The sequence below is a fragment of the Paenibacillus sp. FW101-FHT12H11 genome (assembly GCF_058790355.1).
The window spans coordinates 424,420-447,018 of record NZ_JBYTCO010000003.1 but is presented as its reverse complement, the minus strand read 5'-3'; the positions used below and the strand labels follow the sequence as shown (position 1 = coordinate 447,018).

Annotated in this window: 9 protein-coding genes; all 9 read right to left on the bottom strand. The window is 45.5% G+C overall.

Features of this window, described 5'->3' with window-relative positions:
- Positions 1 to 82: 82 nt before the first annotated feature.
- Positions 83 to 553 carry an HAD family hydrolase gene (locus AC3WTJ_RS12175; RefSeq protein WP_492521955.1) on the bottom strand — a complete coding sequence of 157 codons (471 nt, stop codon included), beginning with the start codon at positions 551 to 553 and terminating at the stop codon, positions 83 to 85.
- 462 nt (positions 554 to 1,015) lie between these two features.
- The gene (locus AC3WTJ_RS12170; RefSeq protein WP_492521954.1) at positions 1,016 to 1,753 is read right to left on the bottom strand and encodes an SDR family NAD(P)-dependent oxidoreductase; all 738 of its coding nucleotides are present in this window, start codon (positions 1,751 to 1,753) and stop codon (positions 1,016 to 1,018) included.
- A gap of 430 nt (positions 1,754 to 2,183) precedes the next feature.
- Positions 2,184 to 3,395 carry an MFS transporter gene (locus tag AC3WTJ_RS12165; protein ID WP_492521953.1) on the bottom strand — a complete coding sequence of 404 codons (1,212 nt, stop codon included), beginning with the start codon at positions 3,393 to 3,395 and terminating at the stop codon, positions 2,184 to 2,186.
- Between the two features lie 63 nt (positions 3,396 to 3,458).
- Positions 3,459 to 3,986 carry a TetR/AcrR family transcriptional regulator gene (locus AC3WTJ_RS12160; protein ID WP_492521952.1) on the bottom strand — a complete coding sequence of 176 codons (528 nt, stop codon included), beginning with the start codon at positions 3,984 to 3,986 and terminating at the stop codon, positions 3,459 to 3,461.
- A gap of 646 nt (positions 3,987 to 4,632) precedes the next feature.
- Positions 4,633 to 11,025 carry a glycoside hydrolase family 9 protein gene (locus AC3WTJ_RS12155; protein ID WP_492521951.1) on the bottom strand — a complete coding sequence of 2,131 codons (6,393 nt, stop codon included), beginning with the start codon at positions 11,023 to 11,025 and terminating at the stop codon, positions 4,633 to 4,635.
- A gap of 32 nt (positions 11,026 to 11,057) precedes the next feature.
- Positions 11,058 to 11,210 carry a hypothetical protein gene (locus AC3WTJ_RS12150; protein ID WP_492521950.1) on the bottom strand — a complete coding sequence of 51 codons (153 nt, stop codon included), beginning with the start codon at positions 11,208 to 11,210 and terminating at the stop codon, positions 11,058 to 11,060.
- Between the two features lie 519 nt (positions 11,211 to 11,729).
- The gene (locus AC3WTJ_RS12145) at positions 11,730 to 14,183 is read right to left on the bottom strand and encodes an endo-1,4-beta-xylanase (protein WP_492521949.1); all 2,454 of its coding nucleotides are present in this window, start codon (positions 14,181 to 14,183) and stop codon (positions 11,730 to 11,732) included.
- Positions 14,184 to 14,687: 504 nt separating this feature from the next.
- Positions 14,688 to 20,963: a glycoside hydrolase family 3 N-terminal domain-containing protein gene (locus AC3WTJ_RS12140; protein ID WP_492521948.1), complete on the bottom strand. Its 6,276-nt coding sequence runs from the start codon at positions 20,961 to 20,963 to the stop codon at positions 14,688 to 14,690.
- Positions 20,964 to 21,414: 451 nt separating this feature from the next.
- On the bottom strand, positions 21,415 to 22,530 hold the full coding sequence (locus AC3WTJ_RS12135; RefSeq protein WP_492522227.1) for a sugar ABC transporter permease: 1,116 nt from the start codon (positions 22,528 to 22,530) through the stop codon (positions 21,415 to 21,417).
- Between the last annotated feature and the right edge of the window lie 69 nt (positions 22,531 to 22,599).

Below are 22,599 nucleotides of genomic sequence, written 5' to 3'. Positions count from 1 at the left end.
TTACCACAAGTAGAAAAGGCAGCCGACCCTTCTGGATCGGTTGCCTCTTCTTATTGTAATTGAACTCTCGTTCTGCGTTAGTTCAATATTCCAATCCAGATAAACGGTTAATAATTCTAGGTATCTCCTTTAAGTTATCACAAATTGCATCAGGTTCTGCCGATGAACAATCCTTACTTTTTAGAATTGTGAACATTCCAAGTTCCTTAGCTGGAATTACATCAGCCTTAAGACTGTCCCCAATAAATACTGAGCGCTCACTCAATGACTTTAAATTATTTAAAGCGATATGAAATATTGCATGGTCAGGTTTTTTAATACTTACAGCACCTGAAGTCACTACTTCACTGAAATACTCTGAAATCCCTAAAGCGGTAATTTTGTTCCGTTGGTAAAAGTCTCTTCCATTAGTTATTATTCCCAGTTTATATCCTCTCTCCTTTAATGTTTTAAGCATTTCATGCAGCCCTGGAAAACCAACACTGTGTACATGAAAATTATTATTCAAATCATCAAGTAATTCAGTGTACAGGCTTTTAAAATATGCCCCCATAATCTGAATACGTTTTATCCTTATTTTACAACAGCCTTTTAAACATTACCTCTAAATACTTCAGTAGTTGTTATCCCTTGGCCGCCACGCTAACCTGCCCGTTTAACAATGAGCGCTCGAATTGATTCTGTCGGGAATGAGATCAAGTTCTTGTCAAAATCGGGAATGGGACTATGTCTTGTCACCGGACACTTGTGTCACAATCGACTTATTGCTTTTTCAATGATTATTATTTCACCCCGTTTGAAAACGAACTTTGAAAAAATTCAAAACGTTTAAACCCTCTTTCTCACAATAAAATATAGTAGCTCAAATCCCGTTGAACTCAAGCTGAGCCATGATTATATAAGAAAAAGGCACAGCTCCTCAAATCTCAGAGTAGCTGTACCTATTAAATTGATGCGCGCTTTACGGAGATTTAGGAAAAATGTTTACCTGCCGTTATCGCGGTTCCCCACACGATTAGATTTGACCAACTCCGCCGTCTACGAATAGCTCAATTCCATTAACATAACTACTTTCACTTGAAGCAAGGTACATGACAGCATTGGCCATATCTTCAACCGTTCCCAATCTGCCTAGCGGCGTTATGTTTTTCGCATGTTCAAGAACGGCGTCCTTACTCTCGCCGAATAAGTAATCGTAGGCAGGCGTACTAACGAATCCTGGACTTAGTACATTTACACGAATGCCGGTTCCTTTGAGGTCAAGGATCCAGTTGCGAGTCAACTGCCGAATCGCCGCCTTTGATGCTCCGTAGACGCTAAATGCAGCAGAGCTGGCCTTAGACCCCGTCAGAATGATGGATCCAACGTTATCCGGAAACAATGGAAGAGCTTTTTGAACAGTGAAAATCGTACCTTTCACATTAACATCAAACGTTTTATCATAAATCTCTTCCGTAATTTCACCCAATGGCTGCAAATGGCCAAGCCCAGCATTCGCGAAGAGAATATCCAAATGCCCGCTTTGCTTCTTTACCGTCGCATAGAGCTTATCTAAATCCTCAAGCTTGGAAATGTCTCCTTGTACGCCAGTTGCATTGTTACCGATTTGTTTTACTGCTTCATTAAGTTCCGCTTGTCTGCGTCCCATGATATAGACATAAGCGCCCTCTTGTGCGAATTGCTTGGCTGCTTGAAGACCGATGCCGCTTGTACCACCTGTTACGACTGCTACTTTACCATCAAATTTACCCATGATTTTTCCCCCATGTGATGTTCCAATAATCATGTATATGAATGTGATTGTTAACATCAATTTAGTATGCTTTACCATTCACGAATTTATTAAAACCGCTGGTGTTCTTATAATTGAAGTTATTGCTTGTGTGGCCACGAGAGTCATTATGGGTCATAAGTTATGAAAAGAAAAGTACGTACTTTCAGGTGATACAGTAACCGAAAGGTGATATTTTAGTCTTTCTGCATATACATATGTCATAGCAAATCTTGTCAACCGAGCTTTGTACATACATAATAATTGTCGGATGACAAGAATTTTGCAGATTTCCTAAAAGATAATAGTCTAAAAACGCTAAATGATGTAACAAACAGTAAAAGTTTTCTTTTAAATATATATACACTTTTGATTTTCAAATATCCACGCTATTCTGCCCTATAACTTTCAATCAATGAGATTTTCTTTCCTTAATCTTGAAAAACTCCGTCGCATAATACGCCATGGCGATGGCCGGTAAGGCGATTCCGATCAGCAGTGCCGCCTCCCAGCCCCCCTTTGCGTAAGCCCATCCCCCTGCCGCTGAGCCGATAGCGCCCCCTAAAAAGAAAATGGCCATATACAAACCGTTAAGCCTACTGCGAAATTCCGCTCCTAAAGAGAAAATCACCCGCTGCCCGAGAACCATGTTGGCGGAAACCCCCATGTCAAGTAAAATCGCCGCAACTACTAGAATGGGGACTGCGAATGCAGAACGTGAAACCAGCAAGGGAAGCAGCCCGGAAAAGATGACGATGGCCAATGCCCCTCCCGTAGCCGGGCGAACCCATCCGCGGTCTGCCATACGGCCCGCCGCTGGCGCCACAATTGCCCCCATTACCCCGACTAATGCGAACAGAGCGACCTCCTTCTGAGTGAAAAGGAACGGCGGACTTATTAATACCAACGGGACTGTAGTCCAAAACAAACTGAACGTTCCGAATACACAAGCATGATAAATTGCCCTCCGGCGCAAAGCCGGTGTCGCCTTCAGCAGATGCAGCATGGAGTGCAGCAACGCCGGGTAAGCTGTAGTGGCCGAAGGCTTCCTTGAGGGCAGTGTCTTTGCCAATACAAGAGCCAGCGTAAAAATCAATGCTGCGGAGAAGAAATATATAGCGCGCCAGCCCATATACTCCGCCACCAAGCTTGAAACGGGACGCGCGAACATAATCCCTAGAAGCAGCCCGCTCATGACGTTGCCCACGTTGCGACCGCGCACGGCTTCAGGCGAAAGATGAGCCGCATACGGCACAAGAATTTGTGCTGCTACGGAACCTACTCCGATCACGAGTGAAGCGGTGAGAAACAGGATGGCGCTTTTGATGACAGCGGCAATTGCCAAAACGGCGGCTGTAACGAGCAATGATGAAAGGATCAGCTTACGATTTTCCAAGATGTCTCCTAACGGTACGATAAATAACAAGCCGATCCCGTAGCCGATTTGAGTCAATGTAACGATGAGTGCGGCAGCCCCGGAGGAGAGCCCGATGGTCGAGCCGATCGAGCCGATCAATGGTTGAGCATAATAAAGATTTGCCGCTATGATACCGCAAGCGGCTGCCAGGATAAAAATCAGCGATGGCGACATCGATTTTTCCGTTGGATTGGAAGCAGAATGCATAGAAAATCCCCTTTGGTCACCAGAAATTTTTCGGAACAATCGTTCCGAAATGTGCAAAAAAATTTATAGCATTTCCATCGCCATGTCCATCATCTGCTGCATCTTGCTGCGGTCACCCTGCACCTTCGCAACGATATTTATACTATGATTCAGGTTTGAGAGCAGATAAGATAAAGTCTTGATATCTTTCTCAGGCATGATTTCTCCCGTCTCCTGACCTTTGCGCAGCAGCTCGTAGAAGGATTTCTCCAACTCGTCAAACCGCTCCCTGATCAACGCATTCAGTTGCTCATCTGGCGAATCCATGCCAACTGCTGCATTAGTAATGAGACAGCCCTTCGGCGACTCGTCGCCTAAAGCGGAATCGATGTGTATCTTGAAGTACTGCCGGATTCCCGATTTTGCGGATGTCGCATTGACTAGGATGTCCCGTTTCGCTTGCTTCCACTTCTTGTACCAGTTGATCGCCTCGATGTAAAGTGTTTGTTTGTCCCCGAACGTTTCGTACAGACTTGATCTGCTAAGATTCATAGCTTCCAGCAAATCGGGAATGCTTGCCGCTTCGTAGCCCTTCTTCCAAAAAACGAGCATCGCTTTATGAAGTACTGCTTCTTTATCAAACTCTTTGTAGCGTCCTATGGTTCTCCCTCCGTTTCCGTAGGTACAGTATATACTTTTCCGGAACGATAAGTCCAGTATTTTCCGCAGATATGATAGTTAGCTCAGGTTGGGATAAGATGAATTACAGACTTTTAAGTGAAATTTTAATGGACCTCTGCTATTCGATCACCACTTTCTAAAGAATAGCATTTGCTAGGTATTAGAGTAATCTGCCCATAGCTTAATGAAAAGGGAGCTGCTGCCGCCCGCGGCAAACTGCTCCCTTAGGTCTTGGATTCATCGATTTATACAATAAAGTCACTTCTGGCGGTATATCCAGTTTTCACCGTCAAACTCATTTAACAAAATCTCGAATTTCCCTCTAACTTCTCAGCATATGTTTCGTGTATTGGAAGGTCTAACCACTCACCTAACTGTCATTCTTTACAGCGTATATTTTCATAAAAATGTTGGTGTAGCTTATCCACAGGTGCCTACAGAGCGGCCCGACTGTCGCCCCCGGGCTCCTCATCCATATTCATAAAGAGATGCTGAGACTTTGAATAGTAATAAAAAGTTAGCCCCAATAACAAGAATAGCTTCATTCTTGTTATTGGAGCTCAAATTTACTATTTAGTTATTTATTATCCAGCAAATTATACGCAACATAAGAAAGGTCATAAATATCCACCTTGTTGTCCCTATTCACATCTGACCTTTTTGCCTTCTCCCAATCGATGTCGGTAGCATCCTTTCCATAATAGTAAGCTACAATCGCAAGGTCTCCTATACTGATAATTCCGTCGTTGTTTATGTCTGCATAAGCTACTTTGTTCATAAAGACAATCACTGCACTATTAAGTGCCTCAACGGAGCTGTCTACCTGGGATTGTGTTGCATTATAGTTATTGTACACTGACTTGGCCGCATCTATAGCCGAACCGAAGATATCTTTTGCTTCCTGCGGATATTGTCCAAGCTGTGTCCCAACTACTGCCTCTGCATAAAGGCTCTCAGCACTAGTAATAGCAACTCCTAGGGCTGTCTTATCAACACTTTGTCCAGCTATCACTGAAGAAAGGAAGATATTTTTCGAATTATTCAAAGCGATTACTTGACTGTCTACCTGTGCCTGTGTTGCACTGCTGTTGTCATTCACAGCTTTTGCTGCATCTATAGCTGCCTTAAAGATATCCTTGGCTGTTTGCGGGTATTGGCCAGTCTGTGTGCCTACTACCGCATTGGCATAAAGGGTCTCTGCGCTACTTATAGATGCTCCAAGTTGAGCCTTATCAACCTCAGATGAAGCGCCTACTACAATGGTTTTACTGCTCAATGCCGCCTCAATTTCTATTCCATCAGGCATAGTACCAAGGACCGCTTGGGTAACTGCAATACTTCCGGAAGCATTTGTTTTTGCCTTGAAGGTGACGTTGAGTATTTCCGCGCTTGGCGTAGCCAAACCATTTGTGGCCACAGAAATAATTCTTACAGCGCCGGGAGTGGTTCTAGAGTCTACTACCATGATTTTGTCATTTGCACCTTCCACAGATACATACTCGAAGATATTAGGGTCATATCCAAGTGAAATATCCTGAGCATAAACGCTTTGTGACACATTATCCAGACTGATTTTTACAATAAAGCTACTTTCAGGCTGTACATGGCTTGCTGCCGATATGTTTACTCTAGGTTTAGTTAGATCAACTACTGGAGCAGTTGACATTGTGTCGGCTGCTTTTCCAACTACAATCCATTTGGCAGCGGTTTCGATACTGTAACCTGTTTCGTCTGGCAGATAGTTGTAATCGTCAACGGCTTCAGGGAAGTCCGACAGAACGTTGGCAGAACCGGCAACGATACCACCTGCGATGAAGTAACGGTCGGCACGGTTGCTGCCATACCCGTGTTTCGACGACTTGGTGCCCACTCCAGACACCCAAGAGGTGTCGTTATACATATGTGTGCCCAAGATATAGTTCGCTGCGCTGAGCGTATATTTCTCGCTCACAATCTCAGGAAAATACTTGTTCAGGATGCTCATGCTAACGCCCATGTTGAGAACGCTGACATTGCCGCCAGTTACCGGCACGCCAAACGGGTTTGAGATCTCGCTGTCCAAAACAGGGATATAATTTGTTAGGGCTTGCTTAAATTCCTTCTTGAACCCTTGATCCATATAAGTAAGGACACGCGCTGCTTTCCATCCGCTCATTCCGAAGTTTGAAGTACTCAGCTCAAGTGCCGAAACTTCCTTAATAAACTGTTTATATGTTTCCTTGTTGCCATTGGTGGCGATCAGGAGCTGCACAGCGGCCCTCCACTCAGCAGCAACCTGCGTTCCGCTAGTGACAAGGGTCTCTGTATTCCAGATGTTTTCTGCTGTTGCCAGGCAGCGAGCGGCAAGTGCATCGTCAAAACCTTTGAGAGCATAGGCTGCCGATGCTAGCGCAGCTGCTGCGTCATACTGCATTTCCACGTTCTTGGTACCGACAAAAGCAAGTCTGTCGTCAAGTATGCCAGATTGTAAGCCATATCTAGCGTCCGACGCGAGAGCATTGTCGTAAACGAATCCGTCTGAAGCCTTCGAGGCGTCACCTGACTGTGAATATTGCTTCAGGGTTGGAACCTTCATACCCTTGAATACGAAGCCGACATTTTCAATTTGGCCTAATATCTGCAGGATTCCCTGCTTCACTTGCTGCTGAATATCATTAATTCCATCCATTCTGTGCATCTCAACGAAGCTAGATGCATTATCCATTGTGAATGTGTCATAGTCTACACCTAACTCTTTAAATGCCAAAGCGAGATCCTGGATCACTTCAAGGTTGCTCGCAGTATCAAGTTCATAACCGCTTGGATTGTACCATCCACCAACGGCCAATCCAGGAATATGCTCATAGGGTGCATAGGTAGAATCAGTTACAGTCCCCATGTTCCATCCACCAAACGACTGCATATTGAGCGGAGCTTGAAGAGCGTCGTCTTTAAATGTCTGATTATGCCAGATGCGGTAACTCTCGCGAACCGTCATATGATCCATATGGACAGCGAGGAAGCCACTGAGGGATGACTGCCATGATCTGTCATAAACGTTCTTTTTTATCGGGAACGGATCTGTGCGTTCTCCAGCGTAACGGATTACGTACATACCAGGATCTTTGACTGAGGAGAAGTCAAAATTTCTATAAGTATAACGTGCCAATGAAGTAGGTGCGCCAAGCTCACCGGAGAATACTTCCGTATAGGTGCCATTCATATTCAAACGGTCAATATAAGCTGTCGTTGGTGCGTTGAAGTTAGGATCAAGTTCGATTACGGCAGCCTTTGATAAATCCATCGCATATCCAACCTGGCTGTGAGCAACATTGGGTTTGCGGGTCCAATCCTGCTTAACGTCAGGGCTGATGTGCCATGTGATTTCGGTGGCGTTTGCTGGAATCATGGTGCGAAGTATAAACCAGCCGTCCTGTGTATTGTTACGTCCGTCATAGAGCGAGAGATCACCGCTGTCCGACGAAATACGAATACGGTTTTCATTATCCTCGGCGGCAAAGGTCATCTTCTTGCCGGTTGCGAAAGGCAACGGTTGCATGTTGCCTTTATCACTTGCCTCGGTCCTAGCTCTCTCAGCACTCACCATATCGTCCTGAGGAACGAGAGGGAATACGCCGAAGGAATCATAATTGCCATCGCCGTTAGTATCAGCCTGGAAGCTCTTGCTGATGAACTGTGATGGGGCAAATTGTAAGCTGAAGCCCGCTTTGCCTATAAGATCTGCTGGCAGAGGATTGTCTAGCTTAACCGTAAGCTTGATACCGCCAGCTTCGGGTTCTGCCTTCAGGTTGTAACTAACCGCAGGGTTGCCCTTTGAATCTGATGGAATAGTCAAGTTCGCGCTGAGGGTATTGTTCACATCGTCAACCGTTCGGCTGTTGCGTACTGGAGGGATAGTACTATCTGACTTATCCGGAGCATTCAGCAGGCTGATGTCGCCGTTGGTGGCGATACGGCGTCCGGACTGGATAAGCTCGATGCCCGCATTCTTCTTGTCGCCGGGTGCAGCGTCAAAGGTGTTATCATACATGAACAGGTTGAAGCCTGGGGTCTGCAGATATCCATCTGTGGAACTCGTCTTCTTAATACCCATCATGAAGTTATTTTTGAAGTCCTTGGTTGGTGCTTGAGTCTCAGTGGAAGACTCGTTGGCGATCATACTCGCAGCCATACCTACAGAAATCCACTTAGACTGGTAGTTGATGATCGACTCGTTTTCAAACCACAGGAAGTTAAAGTCACCAAGTGATTCCACGAAATCTGGCGCAAAAGTGATGTGACCAGGCAGAATGGAACCGGGAATGAAGGACTGGTCCGCACGGTTGCTGTTGTAGGGTTTCAATTGGGACTTCGTGCCCACACCTGACACCCACGAATTATTGTTGGCAGGGTGTCTGCCCAGGATATAGTTCGCAGAGCGTAGAGTATACATTTTCAAGGAATCGATAGTTGGGAAGTATTTATACATAATGGCCAGGCGCTGACCAAAGCCAATTATGGTCGGTGATCCGCCCCAACCTGCTCCTGTGGTAAACTGCACTCCGAATGGGTTGGTTATGGTAGGATAACTAACCGTGGCCGCGTATTGAGTTACAGCATTTTGCACCTGAGCTCTAAAAGTGTCGTCCATAAGATCCATGATGAACAAGGAGTTGTATCTTGAACTTATACCGTTTGAGTTAAATGCAGTGGATGTTAGTGATGAAAGACGGTTCTTAAAATATTCAAACCTGCTGCTGTTGCCCATCTTTTTGGTCGCAAGCATCAACTGAACCAGCGTATTCCATTCGGTGCCCAAGTTTGCCGGCTGGGATGCTCTTTCTTTGTCCCATATGGCGAGTGCAGTGTTCAGGGATTTGGTCGCAAGCTCAGGATAATAATCATACAGTAAGTATGCGGCTCCTGCGATATCCGCTGAGGTGTTGCTGGTAAGAGTGCTGGTGAAGTTTCCTCCGCCGCCGCCGAGCAATAATACTCGATCGTCAGGTTTGCCAGAATATACGAGACCGTTGCGCTCAACGATTTCATTTGGGCCAAGGGTGGAGTCGTATATATAACCGTCGGTATCGGAAGAAACATCGCCTAGATGAGTGTACTGGCGCAGAGTACGTAATTCCATTGTTCCGCCGTAGCCGCCGAGATTATCGATCTGTGCAAGGACATACTTGATTCCGTGTGCAACCTGCTGCACAATATCAGGAATTCCGTCAGGCTTGTGCATCTGTACCACACCGCCTGTTTTGTCATCCCACTTAACAGATAACGTATCGCTGTTGTCCATATTGTTGAAAGCCTCAGCCGCAAAAATAAGGTCCTGAAGCACTTCGATTTCTCTGGAACCCTGAAGGTCAAAATCACCAGCGTCATACCACCCGCCGACATTCAATCCAGGAATATGCTGCCCCGGTTTGATGCCTTTCGCAGTGATTGAATCCGGCATCGTTGCTGGCATGCTCATACCGTCAAACCAGGAAGCACCTAGAGGTCCTATGCTACCGTCATCCATATGCGCTGCTCCATGCCAGATGCGGTCGCCGTCGCGAACCTCGATATGGTCCATTTGAACCGCAAGAAAGCCACTCAGAGCCGATTGCCAGGATTTATTATATACGTCGTCCGCAATCGGAAATACATCACTTTCCTTATCGCCATACTTTATGACGTACATACCAGTCTTGATTTCGCTTGTAAAGTCAAAATTCACATATTTATACCGTTGCCATGATACGGGAGCAGATACGTTGGCAGTGTATACCACTTCCTTAGAACCGTCTGCGTTTACATGGAGCAGGGATGCCGACGATGGAAAATTATTTTCATACTTGTCTAATTCAATAACTGCAAACTTCTCCTGGTTGGGAGAATAACCAACCTGGCTGAAAGCTATATTTGGCTCTCGCACCCAGTTCTGAACTACCTTGGGACGGATATGCCATTTTGCAACAGTGTCGCCTTTCTTGCCATCCGTAATCAAGTTACTGAGCACATACCAACCATTCTGCGCGCGGTCGCGAGCGTCATACAGCTGGAGTTTGCCTGTATCAGAGGTAATACTGATATTATTCAGCTCGTCCTCAGCGGCAAATGTAAAGCCATATCCCTCGACAAACGGAAGCGGCTGAGAATTGCCCCTATCCGTGTTCCAATCTTGTACGTACCATGACTGGGTCGGAAAGTTGGGACGCTCAACTTCGGACATTGTGCTCTGTGGATGAAGCGGGAATACTCCGAAGGTGTCATAAGGTCCGTTTTCTACGGAGATTGCCTGAAATGTCTTGTTCTCAAATTTTGAGGGGATGAACTCCATGTTGAACCTGGCCTTGCCAGCAAGGCTTGCTGGTAAATCCGAGGTAAGTACGACTGAGAGCAATGCGCCGCCTTCCTCTGGGGTGGCGATCAGATCATACTTGAGAGTTCCGTCCGTGGCCCCGTTGAAAGTCATCGGGCTGGTGATTTTGTTAGTCGTCATGTCAAATATTTTGGTACCACGGGTAGGCGCTGGAGTCGCGTCCCACTGCTCGGGAGTGGGCATATAGTGAATGTCACCATTGGTAGCTATACGATTCCCATGGAGAAACAGTTCGATTCCCCCCATGTGCTGGTCGCCGAAGACACCGGAATAGGTGTTGTTGTACATAACTACGTTGAAAGCATTGGAGTTTGCCGTTGTGAGATATCTGTTTGCGTCGGTTGAGCTGCTGAGAACCATGGAGAAGTTATTGTCATATCTGCCAGCGGCTTGTACGGGAGGAATGGCTCCGAATGGCGCTAAACCTAAAACCATGCTAGCGCTCAGAGCTATCGACACGATTTTTCTCTTTAAAGAGTTAATGATAACTGCACTTCCTTTCAAAATTTTTTTGAAATAAGATTCTGGGCAGTCAAAAGTTCTAAGCATCATTGATTTAATTCGCTTGCTCTTACCTTCTCCTTTGGTTTCGATACATTTTGTATCTATATTTGCACACATCCCCCCTATTCAGATTGTGCCTTGTCATTGCACTAAATGAATGCGTGGTACACTTTCAGGAAAGAGACTTGTGCGAAGTCTCTATGCGAAGTCTCTTTGGTTCCCTTCCATGGGTTTGGCGCAGAACGGGAGCCGCCATACAATTGAATCTGTTTTGCTTCAGTCAGGATTTGAATCTTTTTCACTTTGGCTTCCTGTTTTCCTTGTTTGGCAGGGTCGCCTCACCCGAGCTTCCCACCATTTGTTCATTTCCGGTTGCCCCCTTTAATTAGATAAACGAATTGATTCTGCTTACACGATCTATTCTATCAGCGTTAAAGGCGAGCCCGCTACAGCGGCAGTCTGCATTCTTTTGCTCCCTATCAGCATTCATTTAATCCGGCATGAAAACGGATACAATATTTTTTCAGTTTCTAGCATTATTTTATACCTTTAGTAAATGAGTCCTTTCATGCTACCTATTCATGCACTTCGAGTTAATTCATGGTAAATTCCCGGTTTAGGAGTAACCCGAAGAAGCATCAAATAAAAAGCGATCATTAAGCTGCTTGTTGTAACTCGGTAAATCGAGGGATATCCCGGATCATCTCTTCTTCACTAAACTCACGGCCCTTCTAACATTCCCTATTCGCTAAGGAAATGAATCATAGAGAGGGAAGCCAGCCTCCCTCTCTATCTATCTCTCTATTGCTGCTGAGTGCTACTTAGTTAAGTATTTTCCTAGCCAAAGACGCAAGGTCCAAGATGTCGATCTTACCGTCGTTATTCAAATCGGCATTCTTATAGCTGGACCAGTCCGAATCAGCGGAGGTTTTGCCGTAGGCTGCCGCAACGATTGCCAGGTCACCCACGGAATAACGGCCGTCACCGTTCGTATCGCCAGGCTGCGTGCGAATCACTGCATCGTTAAATGTCTGCAGGGCTGCATTCAACGTGCTTACTGCCTGCTCAACTTGATACTGGGTCGCCGCAGCGTTATTCGCTACTGCCTTCGCCTGATTGATAGCTGCCTGCAGCGTTGCTTTGGAGCCCGCCGGATACTGACCTACCTGGGTTCCCACAACGGCCGCGTCATGCTTGCTTTGTGCATCGGCAATTAAGGTATTGAGGGCTGTTTTATCAACGACCACACTGTTCAGCTGAACCGTATAAGACGTGCTCTGCAGTTCTTTTTCGACGCCGACTTCATTGGCAACGACAGCCTTGGACAAGGAAATCGTAGCTGCTGCAGCCTTAGTGTCGAATTTTGCTTTCCAAGAAAGCTTCAGAAGACTACCGTCAAGATGGGCGTTTTTCCCAGTTGTTGCTACAAGGAACCGAACTTCCCCTCGCTTCTGAGCCTTGTCGACGATCACAACTTCAGTCGGCTTCACGGATTCGGCCGATACGTATTCCAACTGACTCGGATCATAAGTAAACGTTAAGTCCTGGGCATAAATATTTTGATCCATGCCGCTCAAGCCATAATTCAGATCAAAGGCTTCTTCTTTGGAAGCTTCCGCTGGGCCTTCAAGAACAGCGCCCGCTTTCAATACCGGTATTGCTGCCGTCAAAGCGTTTGCGGCGTCCTTCACGTTATTTACGCCATTAATATCATAGATTCTTACGCCCAGAACATCATTGGCTGCTTTGCGGGCCGCAACAAATTTGTTCCAGCTGTCAGGAGTGTACTTATCCTTGGAGGAATCCTGAGGAAGATTACTCAGCATCTTTTTCAATTCAATCCGGGCCACGCTGCCTATCATCGCATAGTAGGACATCTTAGCCGTATAGTTCGTATTTCCATTGCTGTCAGCCGACATGAAGATATGCGCACCCTTTCTGGCGTTGAAGGTGCTTGTATCGCTGACTCCGTCAAAGGCGTACACGCTCAGCTTGCCGCCATTGCCCTTACTGTTCTCCAGCAGGAAATCGAATTGATCCGCCTGCCAATCAGCTTGTTCCCTTTGGATTTCTGGCAAATTCGCCATAGCAGCCGTCCAGCCGTTTCTAACCAGTGCCACATGTGCGTTGGGCGTGTTATCCCAATTCGTTTTCGTCCAGTTCGGATTCTTCGAGCCGTCCGACAAATAGTACGGCAGTGCGTTCGGATCATAATTCGGATTGGCCACAAGATCGGAACGTGTGTCGGATTCGGTAAATTGGATTTCATCGCAGATGGCGGCGAACTTATTGAAGGTCTCTTTAAACACGTTCAGGTCGAGTGAAACCGCGTTCCTGTTCTGCATACCCACGACGAAGGTTGTACCGTCTTGCTTCATCTGCTGATAGATAGGCTTCAACATGGTGATGGTGGCGCTGCGCTTTGGCTCATAGGGTTTATCTGCGTCGTAAAAGTCATTGTATACAAACGTCCAGTTTGCTCCCAATGCTTTGTTGTATTTCGAGGCTGATGCAAAAGCCTGCCTGATATACTCACTCTCTGCCAGGAGCCTGTCTTCACCGGTCAGATCCGTTTTTTTGAAAATGCGACCCCAATTGCTGACCTGGTAATCGCCTTCATTACGGATATAGCCTGTATAGTCATCAATAGCCTCGTTGACCACATCCCACGAGTAGATGACATCGTTGTAAGGGGAGAATTTTTCAAATACAGCTTTGATATAGGAATCGATTCTAGCCAGCATAACCTCCCTGCTTGCCCAGGGCTTAGTGGTTGAAAATCCTTCATGGAAGAAAGCTTCCGGCGTCTGGTTGTGCCAAAGGAGCGTATGACCTTTGATCTTGACCTGATCGTTAGGCCCCCGGTTTTTGTTCAAATTCCTGACATTGTTCAAGAAAGCCTCTTGAGAGGTTGTTGAGGCAAGTATGGCGGTCTTATTTGCCTTATCAATCGCAGCCGCACGCTCTTCATCGCTGGAATAGGCTGCGTTTAAAGCGCTGTTATATGCTGCAGCCGACTGGCTGGAGCCAAACAGAGATTGCGGCTTTAATTCATTAGCCGGGGACCAGCTGTTATAGTGGTGCTGCAGCATGCTTTGCGGATCGCCGCCCCCAAAAAAGCTGTTCATCCCATTAAATGAACCGAACTTAAAATAGTTTTGAAAAGTCTGGTAAAGCGATGGAAGCTCAGGCTGATAGGTTGCCGAAGCAGGCTGAACTAAAAAAGTCATCAGCATGGCAACCAAAAGTGATAATGCTGTTATCTTCTTTCTCATCGTGATTTCCTTCCCTCTATATGAGATTCATTACAGCAATCTGTTTCTCCACCATTTCATCCGATAGTAATTCTCAAAAGAGGACTTTAAATAGCACCTCTTATCTTTTTGATACGTTTTGTATCATAAATTGCATAACCCCTCCAATTCAGTGGCTATCCTTGGCTGTGCTCCAAGTGCCTTCAGGTAAATGTCCCCATAACTTTCAATTCATAATCTTGTCTACCATTTGTTCATGTTCTGCTTTCCCCCTCTATTGGTTTAACATACTGATTACGCTTACATCATTTATTGTATCAGCGTCAAAAGCGGGCCGCTATGGCGGCGGCCCGCATTCCTTTGCCCCCTATCAGCATTCATTTAACCCAATATGAAAACGAACACAATATTTTTACAGTTTCTAGCATTATTCTGCGTTCGCCAAAAATTTACTGTTCCCTTCATTAACTGAAGAGGAGGGCGCAGAAGCGCCCCCCTCTTTACTCTACTTTCATCAATTGTTTATTACTCAAGCCAATTCGCTACAATCATACGTGCTACTGCTGCTAATTCAAGAATCGTAATCTCATGATTATCGAACAAATCAGCCTTCTCTACCTTATCCCAATCAGGTTGATCTTTCTTAACACCGTAATATTTAGCAAGTATCGACAGATCCTGGATCGTAATGGAGGTAGCACCAGGTACAAGAGTCACAATCTTCGTTGTGAATGTTGATATAGCATCATTCAATGTTACTACCGCTGCATCTACCATCGACTGTGTAGTACCACTGTTGACCTTCACGTTGTTCGCTGCATCAATAGCTGCTTGAAGGTTCATGATTGCAACTTCTGGATATTGACCGATTTTGTTGCCCGCTGTAGCTTTAGAAACCTTAGCTTGAGCTGCAGCGATCGCTTGATTTAATGCTTCTAAATCAACTGAAGGTGAAGTCGTTGAGTTCACGCTAGCTCTGAATGTGCTCTCTGCTGTCGTTAATGTCGACACTGCTAAGTTCACCTCAGATTGCGTTACCGTAATACTATCACGGACACTGATTGCAGCATCAATCGCAGCTTGAAGTACAGCCTTCGTACCCGTTGGATATTGACCCGGCGCTGATCCTTCCACTGCAGAGTTCAACACTTGCTGAGCATCTGCAATTGCTGTATTCAATGCCTCCTTATTGATATGGATAATCGAACCAGTGAAACTTGTAACTGCATTATTCAATGTAACAAGTGCATTAGCAACGTCAGATGGTGTCGAAGCTCCATTGTGCACCACTACTGATGCACTATCAATTGCAGCTTGTAAGATTGCTTTGGAACCTGCTGGATATTGGCCCTCTTGATTTCCTTCAACCGCTGCTTGAAGAAGTGATTGCGCAGCTGCAACTGAAGCAATCAATGCCGTCTTATCTGCCTGCACAACTTGTATGCCAACCGTAGCCTGAGATGTGTCGGGTAATGAATAATGGTTCTCGTCACCGACAATTTCCTGCTTGGTTACAGTAACATTTGTAGTCCCGGCAGCAGCATCAGCCTTGGCTTTGCCGTGAAGAACGAATAATTCCCCGTCACCTGTTAAGAATTTGCCTGTGACACCCATAATAATCAGGATTTCTCCAGTTTCCGGTTTCACAGCTGTCTCAAGAACTTGGAGTCCATTCCGTGTAGAAGTAACTGAACCTGCTTGCAAGACGTTGACACCATTATTCAGTGAAGTAGCAAACTCAATCATAGCCGGATCGTACTTTAACTCCACACTTAGAATATTAAAATTATGAGTCAATCCAGTAACGCCAACCGGAAGATTAACCGACTGACCCACGACCACTGGCGATGAAGGGCCACTAATGCTGGCCTTTGCACCAACTTGAGGTGCTGATCCTTCCGATCCAGGTACGCTTAAGTGAATAGGAGTACTTACTACATTGTTAGTTCCATCAGAAATCGTATACGTGTACGTGATTTCTCTTGTGTAGACAGATTGAGTAACACTACCTGTTGCAGAGAGGATACTCGCGTCACTTGAACCGTAGCTGATGGTATACGTTGGAGTGATGCTATTAACGAGTTGTACAGTGTTTGATCCTTCACTAAATTGTACGGTTTCGGGTAATAGCGTTCTAACATATTCAGAAACTTTGGTTGCAGCATTAATTTTCATTTGAACTGGAGTGACCGGTAGTGCATCATTTGTATTCAGTACCTGAACATATTCTACATAGGTATCTATCACTGGGCTACTAGCTGTGTTCTTCGTTGCAAATAGTCCCATTTTGATATTGTTAAGGCTTAAATTAATTGCTCCACCTACATTAGTATAATTGATACCATCTAACGAATATGAGCTCTGGTAACTATTTCCCGTCTTGGACATTCTTAGATAAACGGTTAAAGTGGAGTCTCCATTCGCATTGACAGCATTTGTTCCAGATGAAGCGAATACCTTATTGACTTCACGTCCAGATTGGACTTGAATGCCACTTCCGTTGTTTTCGGCATCCAGCTTAACATAGTTATCCTCATCCTGCCATGCTAAGAACGCAAATTGTTGATAGGTTGCAGATGGTGCTACAGGATAGTGGACCTTAGTAACAATATCCCAATCACCACCGGCAGGGGCTGTAAATACGTTATTCCAAGCGGCATTTGTTTGATAGATATCCCCCGTTAATGTAGGAAGACGTAGTCCCTTACCTTGTACTAATGAGTAATTAGCAGCATCTTGTTTAAGAATTGTCCAGAAGTTTGACAAATTCTCAGAGGTTGTATGAACAAAGTTGAAGCTTTCAGCCCCATAATTAAGCTTAAAGGTATATGTTGTTGTACCGAAAGGACTAGTTATAACAGCAGTGGCATTTCCTGGAATGGTTGTTGCTTGGTTCACGACACACGTTAAACCATCTCCACACTCCACTGAGTACTCGTAATCTTCAGGCAATGCATCCTTTGGTACAACTACATCATAGGTTGTAATACGCGGATCAAACCCTGGAATATCTACTCCGCCCTTTTGGATTTTATCCGCCACAGGATTTAATGCATCAAGGCTTCCAATTCTCAAGTATTCAAAAGATACATTGAGTGCATCCGCGCTTACATTACCATTAGTTGCAATTAGGCCTAATTGTGGCGCAGCGAAATTCACTGCAGCTGTTCCGGAGTAACTAGACCAAGTGACACCGTCAGCGGACCATTGTGCTGAAATCGTTCCATTGCTTCTAATCAGACGTAAATACATCTTTGTGTTGCCTGCTGAATTTGTGTTGCCCGTAACTACAGTTGCTGTCCCATTGACGACTTTATACAATGCAATTCGGTTTGTAGTTCCCGTAGAACGTTCATAAACAAATTTTACGTAATTAGAGTCATCTTGATAATAAATCAACCCGCCTTGCTGATTGTTAACAGTAGGAGTGGCTGAAAAATTCATAGCAGTCTGAGATACGAAATCGCCAATCGCTGGCTGCATAACTAAGTTCTGAACTGCATTTACTGCTGCCTGTTTTGTTCTGATAGTCACTCCATTATTCGTGTCGAAAAAATAATTCGAATCTTGTCGTACGATGGAGTAGTGACTATCCAAAGCTGTTGTTCCTTTGAATTCAGCACTTACCGGTGGCCGACCAAAGTTAACTGTATAAACCTTACTAATCGTTGAATCGGTTACTGTAATATTTGCTGTGCCAGGAATACCATTTGCTTGCACGATTGTTACAACGCTATCAGCGTTAGCAGAAGCAGCCGTTACCACTGGAGCTGCACTCTGTTCGAAAGGAACTACTACATTATACTGATTTATGGAAGGATCAAAACCGCTAATTGTAGTCCCGTTAATCTTGAGGTCCTTAAGAGTGGTAGCAGGATTAACATAGACTATAAAGTCAGTTGAACGTTGTTCTCCTGCATAACTAACGGTTGCGGTAATCGTTGCGACGCCAGCTGCGACAGTCGTGATTTGGTCGCCAGCTACTGAGACCACCCCAGGTCTATTGCTGCTGTATGTTACGGTCATTCCAGCTGGCATAGCTTTGCTGGAACCCTTGGCAATATATCCGTACAGCGAATCATCATTCATTGCCACTGTAACTTGTGGAAGTACAGTTTTTCCTTTGTCGAAGAATACCCGAGTCGGGATATCTAATGCCACGTCATTGTCCTGACGAGGTTTTGCTGTTACAACACTTAACTTAGGAGCTAATGAGCCTGTAACAAAAATATCCTTGTTAAGTTTAATGTCAGCATCTGCACTCGATGTGCTGAACTGCAAATTGTGTTTCCCTGTATCCATAACCCATTTGCCTGCTGCTTCATCATAAAAACGTAAATCTGGCACTTTAACGGTTATGGTAACTGGAACTGTTTGCCCTGCATTTACCATTACTTTCTTGAATCCAATAAGACGTTTGATAGGACGTTGATTAACACCTGTTTGGGTAGAGTCTGGTGTTGAAGCATATAGCTCTACAATATCATTTCCGTCTCTATCACTTGTATTCGTAATATTCATAGAGACATTGATCGTATCGTTAGCATCAACAGAATTCCCTGCGCCTAAACCTGTTACTGTCATATTGGAATATGCGAAGTTTGAATAGCTCATTCCATATCCAAAACTGTAGAGAGGAGCTCCTTTTGATCCATCATAATACATATATGTGCGACCAGGGGAAGTAACCGTTGTGGATGCACTTGTATTATTACCTGTTTTATAGGTATCAGGTCCAGGTGTAATTCTGTAACTTCTTATGCTAGGGAATTGGTCATTTTTGAACCAAAGGGTTGATGTACGCCCACTTGGGTTATACTTACCTAGTAAAACATCTGCTAGTCCCAATCCCTTAACTTGACCGTTGTATCCACTCCATAACAGGGAAGGAACATCTGCAGATAAAGTTGATAGGTCGTCTGGGCTGGTACTTTCAATAACGGTGACTGTTTTAGGATTTTTCAGGGCAACAGCATTAGCCAGCGCCAGCTGCGCTCCTGGTAATGTGTTATTAGGGTTTGTATTGCCGCCTCTGTCACTATCCTCTGCAGCAGTGGCTTGTTCTGTGCCAAGAGCAACGATAGCTAAATCATAACCTGATGCAAGATCAATCGCTGCATTATCAAGTGTCGTCATACCTGCATAAGTTGTCCCCGTATTGGTGAAGCCCTTTTTCCAGTCAACCACAGCATTGGGATTGATTTTTTGAATTTCTGCTTTGATACCGTTATAAGGGTTTACCATTTTAGCGATGCCGCTAGCGCCGGAACCTGAAGAATAACCACCTAAGAAAAAGCTATTATTCGTTGTATTGTAGTTAGCATTAAGACCATACACGACAACTTTAAATTCACCAGTTGAAGGCACATTGATTGGAAGCACTGGTTTGTTGCCATTTGATGTGACTGGATTGTTTCTTAACAAGATCAAGGATTCTGCTGCTGCTTGACGAGCAATATCAGATCTTTCTTGAGTTATGTTCTTACCGTCACCGCCGGTACCCGAATTAAATGTCCACAAGCTTCCATTTCCTAAAGCAGTTCTTCTAGCAATTGCATCATCATACCAGGAAACTTTGTTTGTCGATGATTGAATGATGCCTGCCGCATTTCTAACCGTATCATCAAACTCGCCCAGTTTCATTCGAGTAGTATACAGATCAAGCATATCTACATCTATCGCATTCTCTGTGAATATGCCTGAAGGAGTAGGCAGTTTTGCTGCTGCTGCTCCTGGAAGTTCTGCGCCATAGTTAGAGCCGGCATACCCTGCATTACATACTAAATTCGTACCAAACATTGCAGCCCATGCGTATCCTTCTTGCGTAGTCATGGCCCTGGTCGTTCCGGGATACATATAGTTCTGTCTGGATGGTGACACAGCCATAGCTATACTATCGCAGTCCGTTGTTACATAACCGGAGAACCCAAAGGTTTGACGAAGAAATGTTTCCATTAAATTTCGGTCTAATGTAACCGGTGTACCATTAACACTATTATAAGAGCTCATGATAGAGGTAACATCCGTATTTTTAATAATCTCTCTATAAGGTTTAGTATAGAACTCTCTGAGCTCCCGACCTGTTACATCAGAGCTGCCATTCAGACGGTTTACTTCAGAATTATTCGCAGTATAATGCTTTATGGTACTTACAGTCTTTAAGTACCCATTGGGATCAATTAGGCTACCGTCCATATTCTTACCTTCCAGGCCATTTACAAACTGCCCGGCTATTCCAGCTGTTAACAAGGGATCTTCAGAAAAGGTTTCATCCGTGCGTCCCCAACGCGTATCACGAGCTAGATTGATAGTTGGTGAGTAAAAGGTTAACATACGGTCGCTATCAGGAGCTGTTTCACGAGCTTCATCACTAATAGCCGTTGCTACTTTGTGCATAAGCTCTGGATCCCATGAACTTCCCATGGAAAGCCCAATTGGATATGAAGTTGCATTATTAATGGTTGTCGCGTTACCAGAAGCATTAAGCTGGTACCGGGATACACCGTGCAGCGCCTCATTCCACCAGCCATATGAAGGAATTACTTTGCCGTCGGAAAGGGTGATTGATGGCGATGCGCTTCCGTTCATTTGAGATGCCTTCTGTGAAATAGACATCTTTGAAATCATGTCTGCTGCCCTTTCCTTAAAGGAATAGTGCTCAGAATCCATATAAATCGGCAATGTCTGTGGTGCAGGCTCAGCTGCATAACTTCTTTGAGGAGCCAGCCCTGTTAATAGTGGTGTTGCACATATGGCCCCACATAATGTAATAGAAATAACTCGTTTCCACTTTTTTAGCATTTTTTCCTTTCCCCCTATGACTACTGATTCGGTGATAGCTACCTAGAAGCTAAAACTTACCCTACCTTTTTCCTATAAATGCAAGTTCCTACAAAAGTAATTATTAGATTCATTGCTGTAAACTGCTTCTGCGCCATATATTCCGAAAGTAATTTCCAAAAAGGGGCACAAGTAGTACTCTCTTTTGAATTAGATACATTTCGTATCAACGCTTGCACACACACCCCTATTCAGATTGCGCCTTGCCATTGCCCCAAGGCCCGCCTTCTGTCACCATACTACATTTCCGGTTTCCCCCTCTTATTAGTTAAACGAAATGATTCCGCTTACACGATTTATTGTATCAGCGTCAAAGTAACATTGTATACAACGTAATCTTGCAAATCGCCCTTACCCAAGTAACGCGAAAGGCAGCGCCAAACCCGCCATCGGAAAATGACGGGCGGAACTCTTATTTAGCCGCTTTTTTATTTCTATTTGAAATGTCCAACCATACGGCGAATACAAGAATGCTTCCCTTCACGACGTACTGCCAGAACGATTCCAACCCCATGAGTGACATGCCGTTGTCGAGAGATGTCATCACGAGGGCACCGATGATCGCTCCAGACACCTTGCCCGAGCCTCCCATCAGTGAGGTTCCCCCGATGACGCAGGCGGCGATCGCATCCATCTCCGCCATGTTGCCCGCCGAGATGGTGGCCGAAGATAAGCGGGATGTCAGCACGATCGAAGCGATAGCGGCCAGCAGACCGCTGAACATGAAGACAGTCATGGTTTTCTTTTTGATATTGATGCCGGACAGACGCGCCGCCTCCACGTTGCCGCCAAGCGCGTAAATGTGTCTGCCGAAAGTCGTCCTCGTAGCTATGAAGGAAAACAAGAAGGCTAACACGATGACGAAAATAATCGGAAACGGGATGCCCTTGTAGCTGTTCACGACGAGCACGAACAAGACCACCAGCAGGCTATAACCAGCCGCCTTCAAGATATCCACTCCCAGAGGCTGCACGCCGAAGCCGTATTTAAGCTGGGATCTCCGCTTGCTGAACATCGACCAGACGATGGCGGCGATGGCCAAAACGGCGAGAATCAAGCCGAAGCCTTTGGCGAAGTAGGCGTTGCCCATTAACGCCAAAGCCGGATCGGACACCGAAATCGTCGTCGATTTCGTCACGCCCATCAAGGCCCCGCGAAAGACGAGCATGCCCCCTAGCGTGACAATAAAGGCGGGCACCGCCTTGTAAGCGACGAGCCAACCTTGGAAGATACCGAGAATCGCCCCGGCCACCAGCGTCCCCAAGATGACGACGCCTGCCGGCATGCCCCACCAATTGCTGAGTATGGCGGCGATCCCACCGGTCAGCCCGACGATGGAGCCTACCGACAAATCGATATGGCCGGCGACGATCACAAGCACCATGCCGATCGCGAGGATGGCGGTTACAGACATCTGCGTGAACAGATTGGACAAATTCCGCGGAGTGAGAAAGGTATCGTTCAATAAGCCGAAAAGCAGCCAAATCAAAATCAATGCGCCTACCATCGTATAAGCGCGCGCATCCATGTTGCCGAACAAGCTTTTCCATGCCGGCCGGTTAGGGCTGACGGAGCTCTTCGTTTCTGTAGTGTGTGT

Bases quoted from the DNA above. Each gene is read 5' to 3' on its own strand.
- AC3WTJ_RS12175 (WP_492521955.1), bottom strand. From the start codon at position 553: ATGGGGGCATATTTTAAAAGCCTGTACACTGAATTACTTGATGATTTG.
- AC3WTJ_RS12170 (WP_492521954.1), bottom strand. From the start codon at position 1,753: ATGGGTAAATTTGATGGTAAAGTAGCAGTCGTAACAGGTGGTACAAGC.
- AC3WTJ_RS12165 (WP_492521953.1), bottom strand. From the start codon at position 3,395: ATGCATTCTGCTTCCAATCCAACGGAAAAATCGATGTCGCCATCGCTG.
- AC3WTJ_RS12160 (WP_492521952.1), bottom strand. From the start codon at position 3,986: ATGCTCGTTTTTTGGAAGAAGGGCTACGAAGCGGCAAGCATTCCCGAT.
- AC3WTJ_RS12155 (WP_492521951.1), bottom strand. From the start codon at position 11,025: ATGTGTGCAAATATAGATACAAAATGTATCGAAACCAAAGGAGAAGGT.
- AC3WTJ_RS12145 (WP_492521949.1), bottom strand. From the start codon at position 14,183: ATGAGAAAGAAGATAACAGCATTATCACTTTTGGTTGCCATGCTGATG.
- AC3WTJ_RS12140 (WP_492521948.1), bottom strand. From the start codon at position 20,963: ATGCTAAAAAAGTGGAAACGAGTTATTTCTATTACATTATGTGGGGCC.
- AC3WTJ_RS12135 (WP_492522227.1), bottom strand. From the start codon at position 22,530: ATGGATGCGCGCGCTTATACGATGGTAGGCGCATTGATTTTGATTTGG.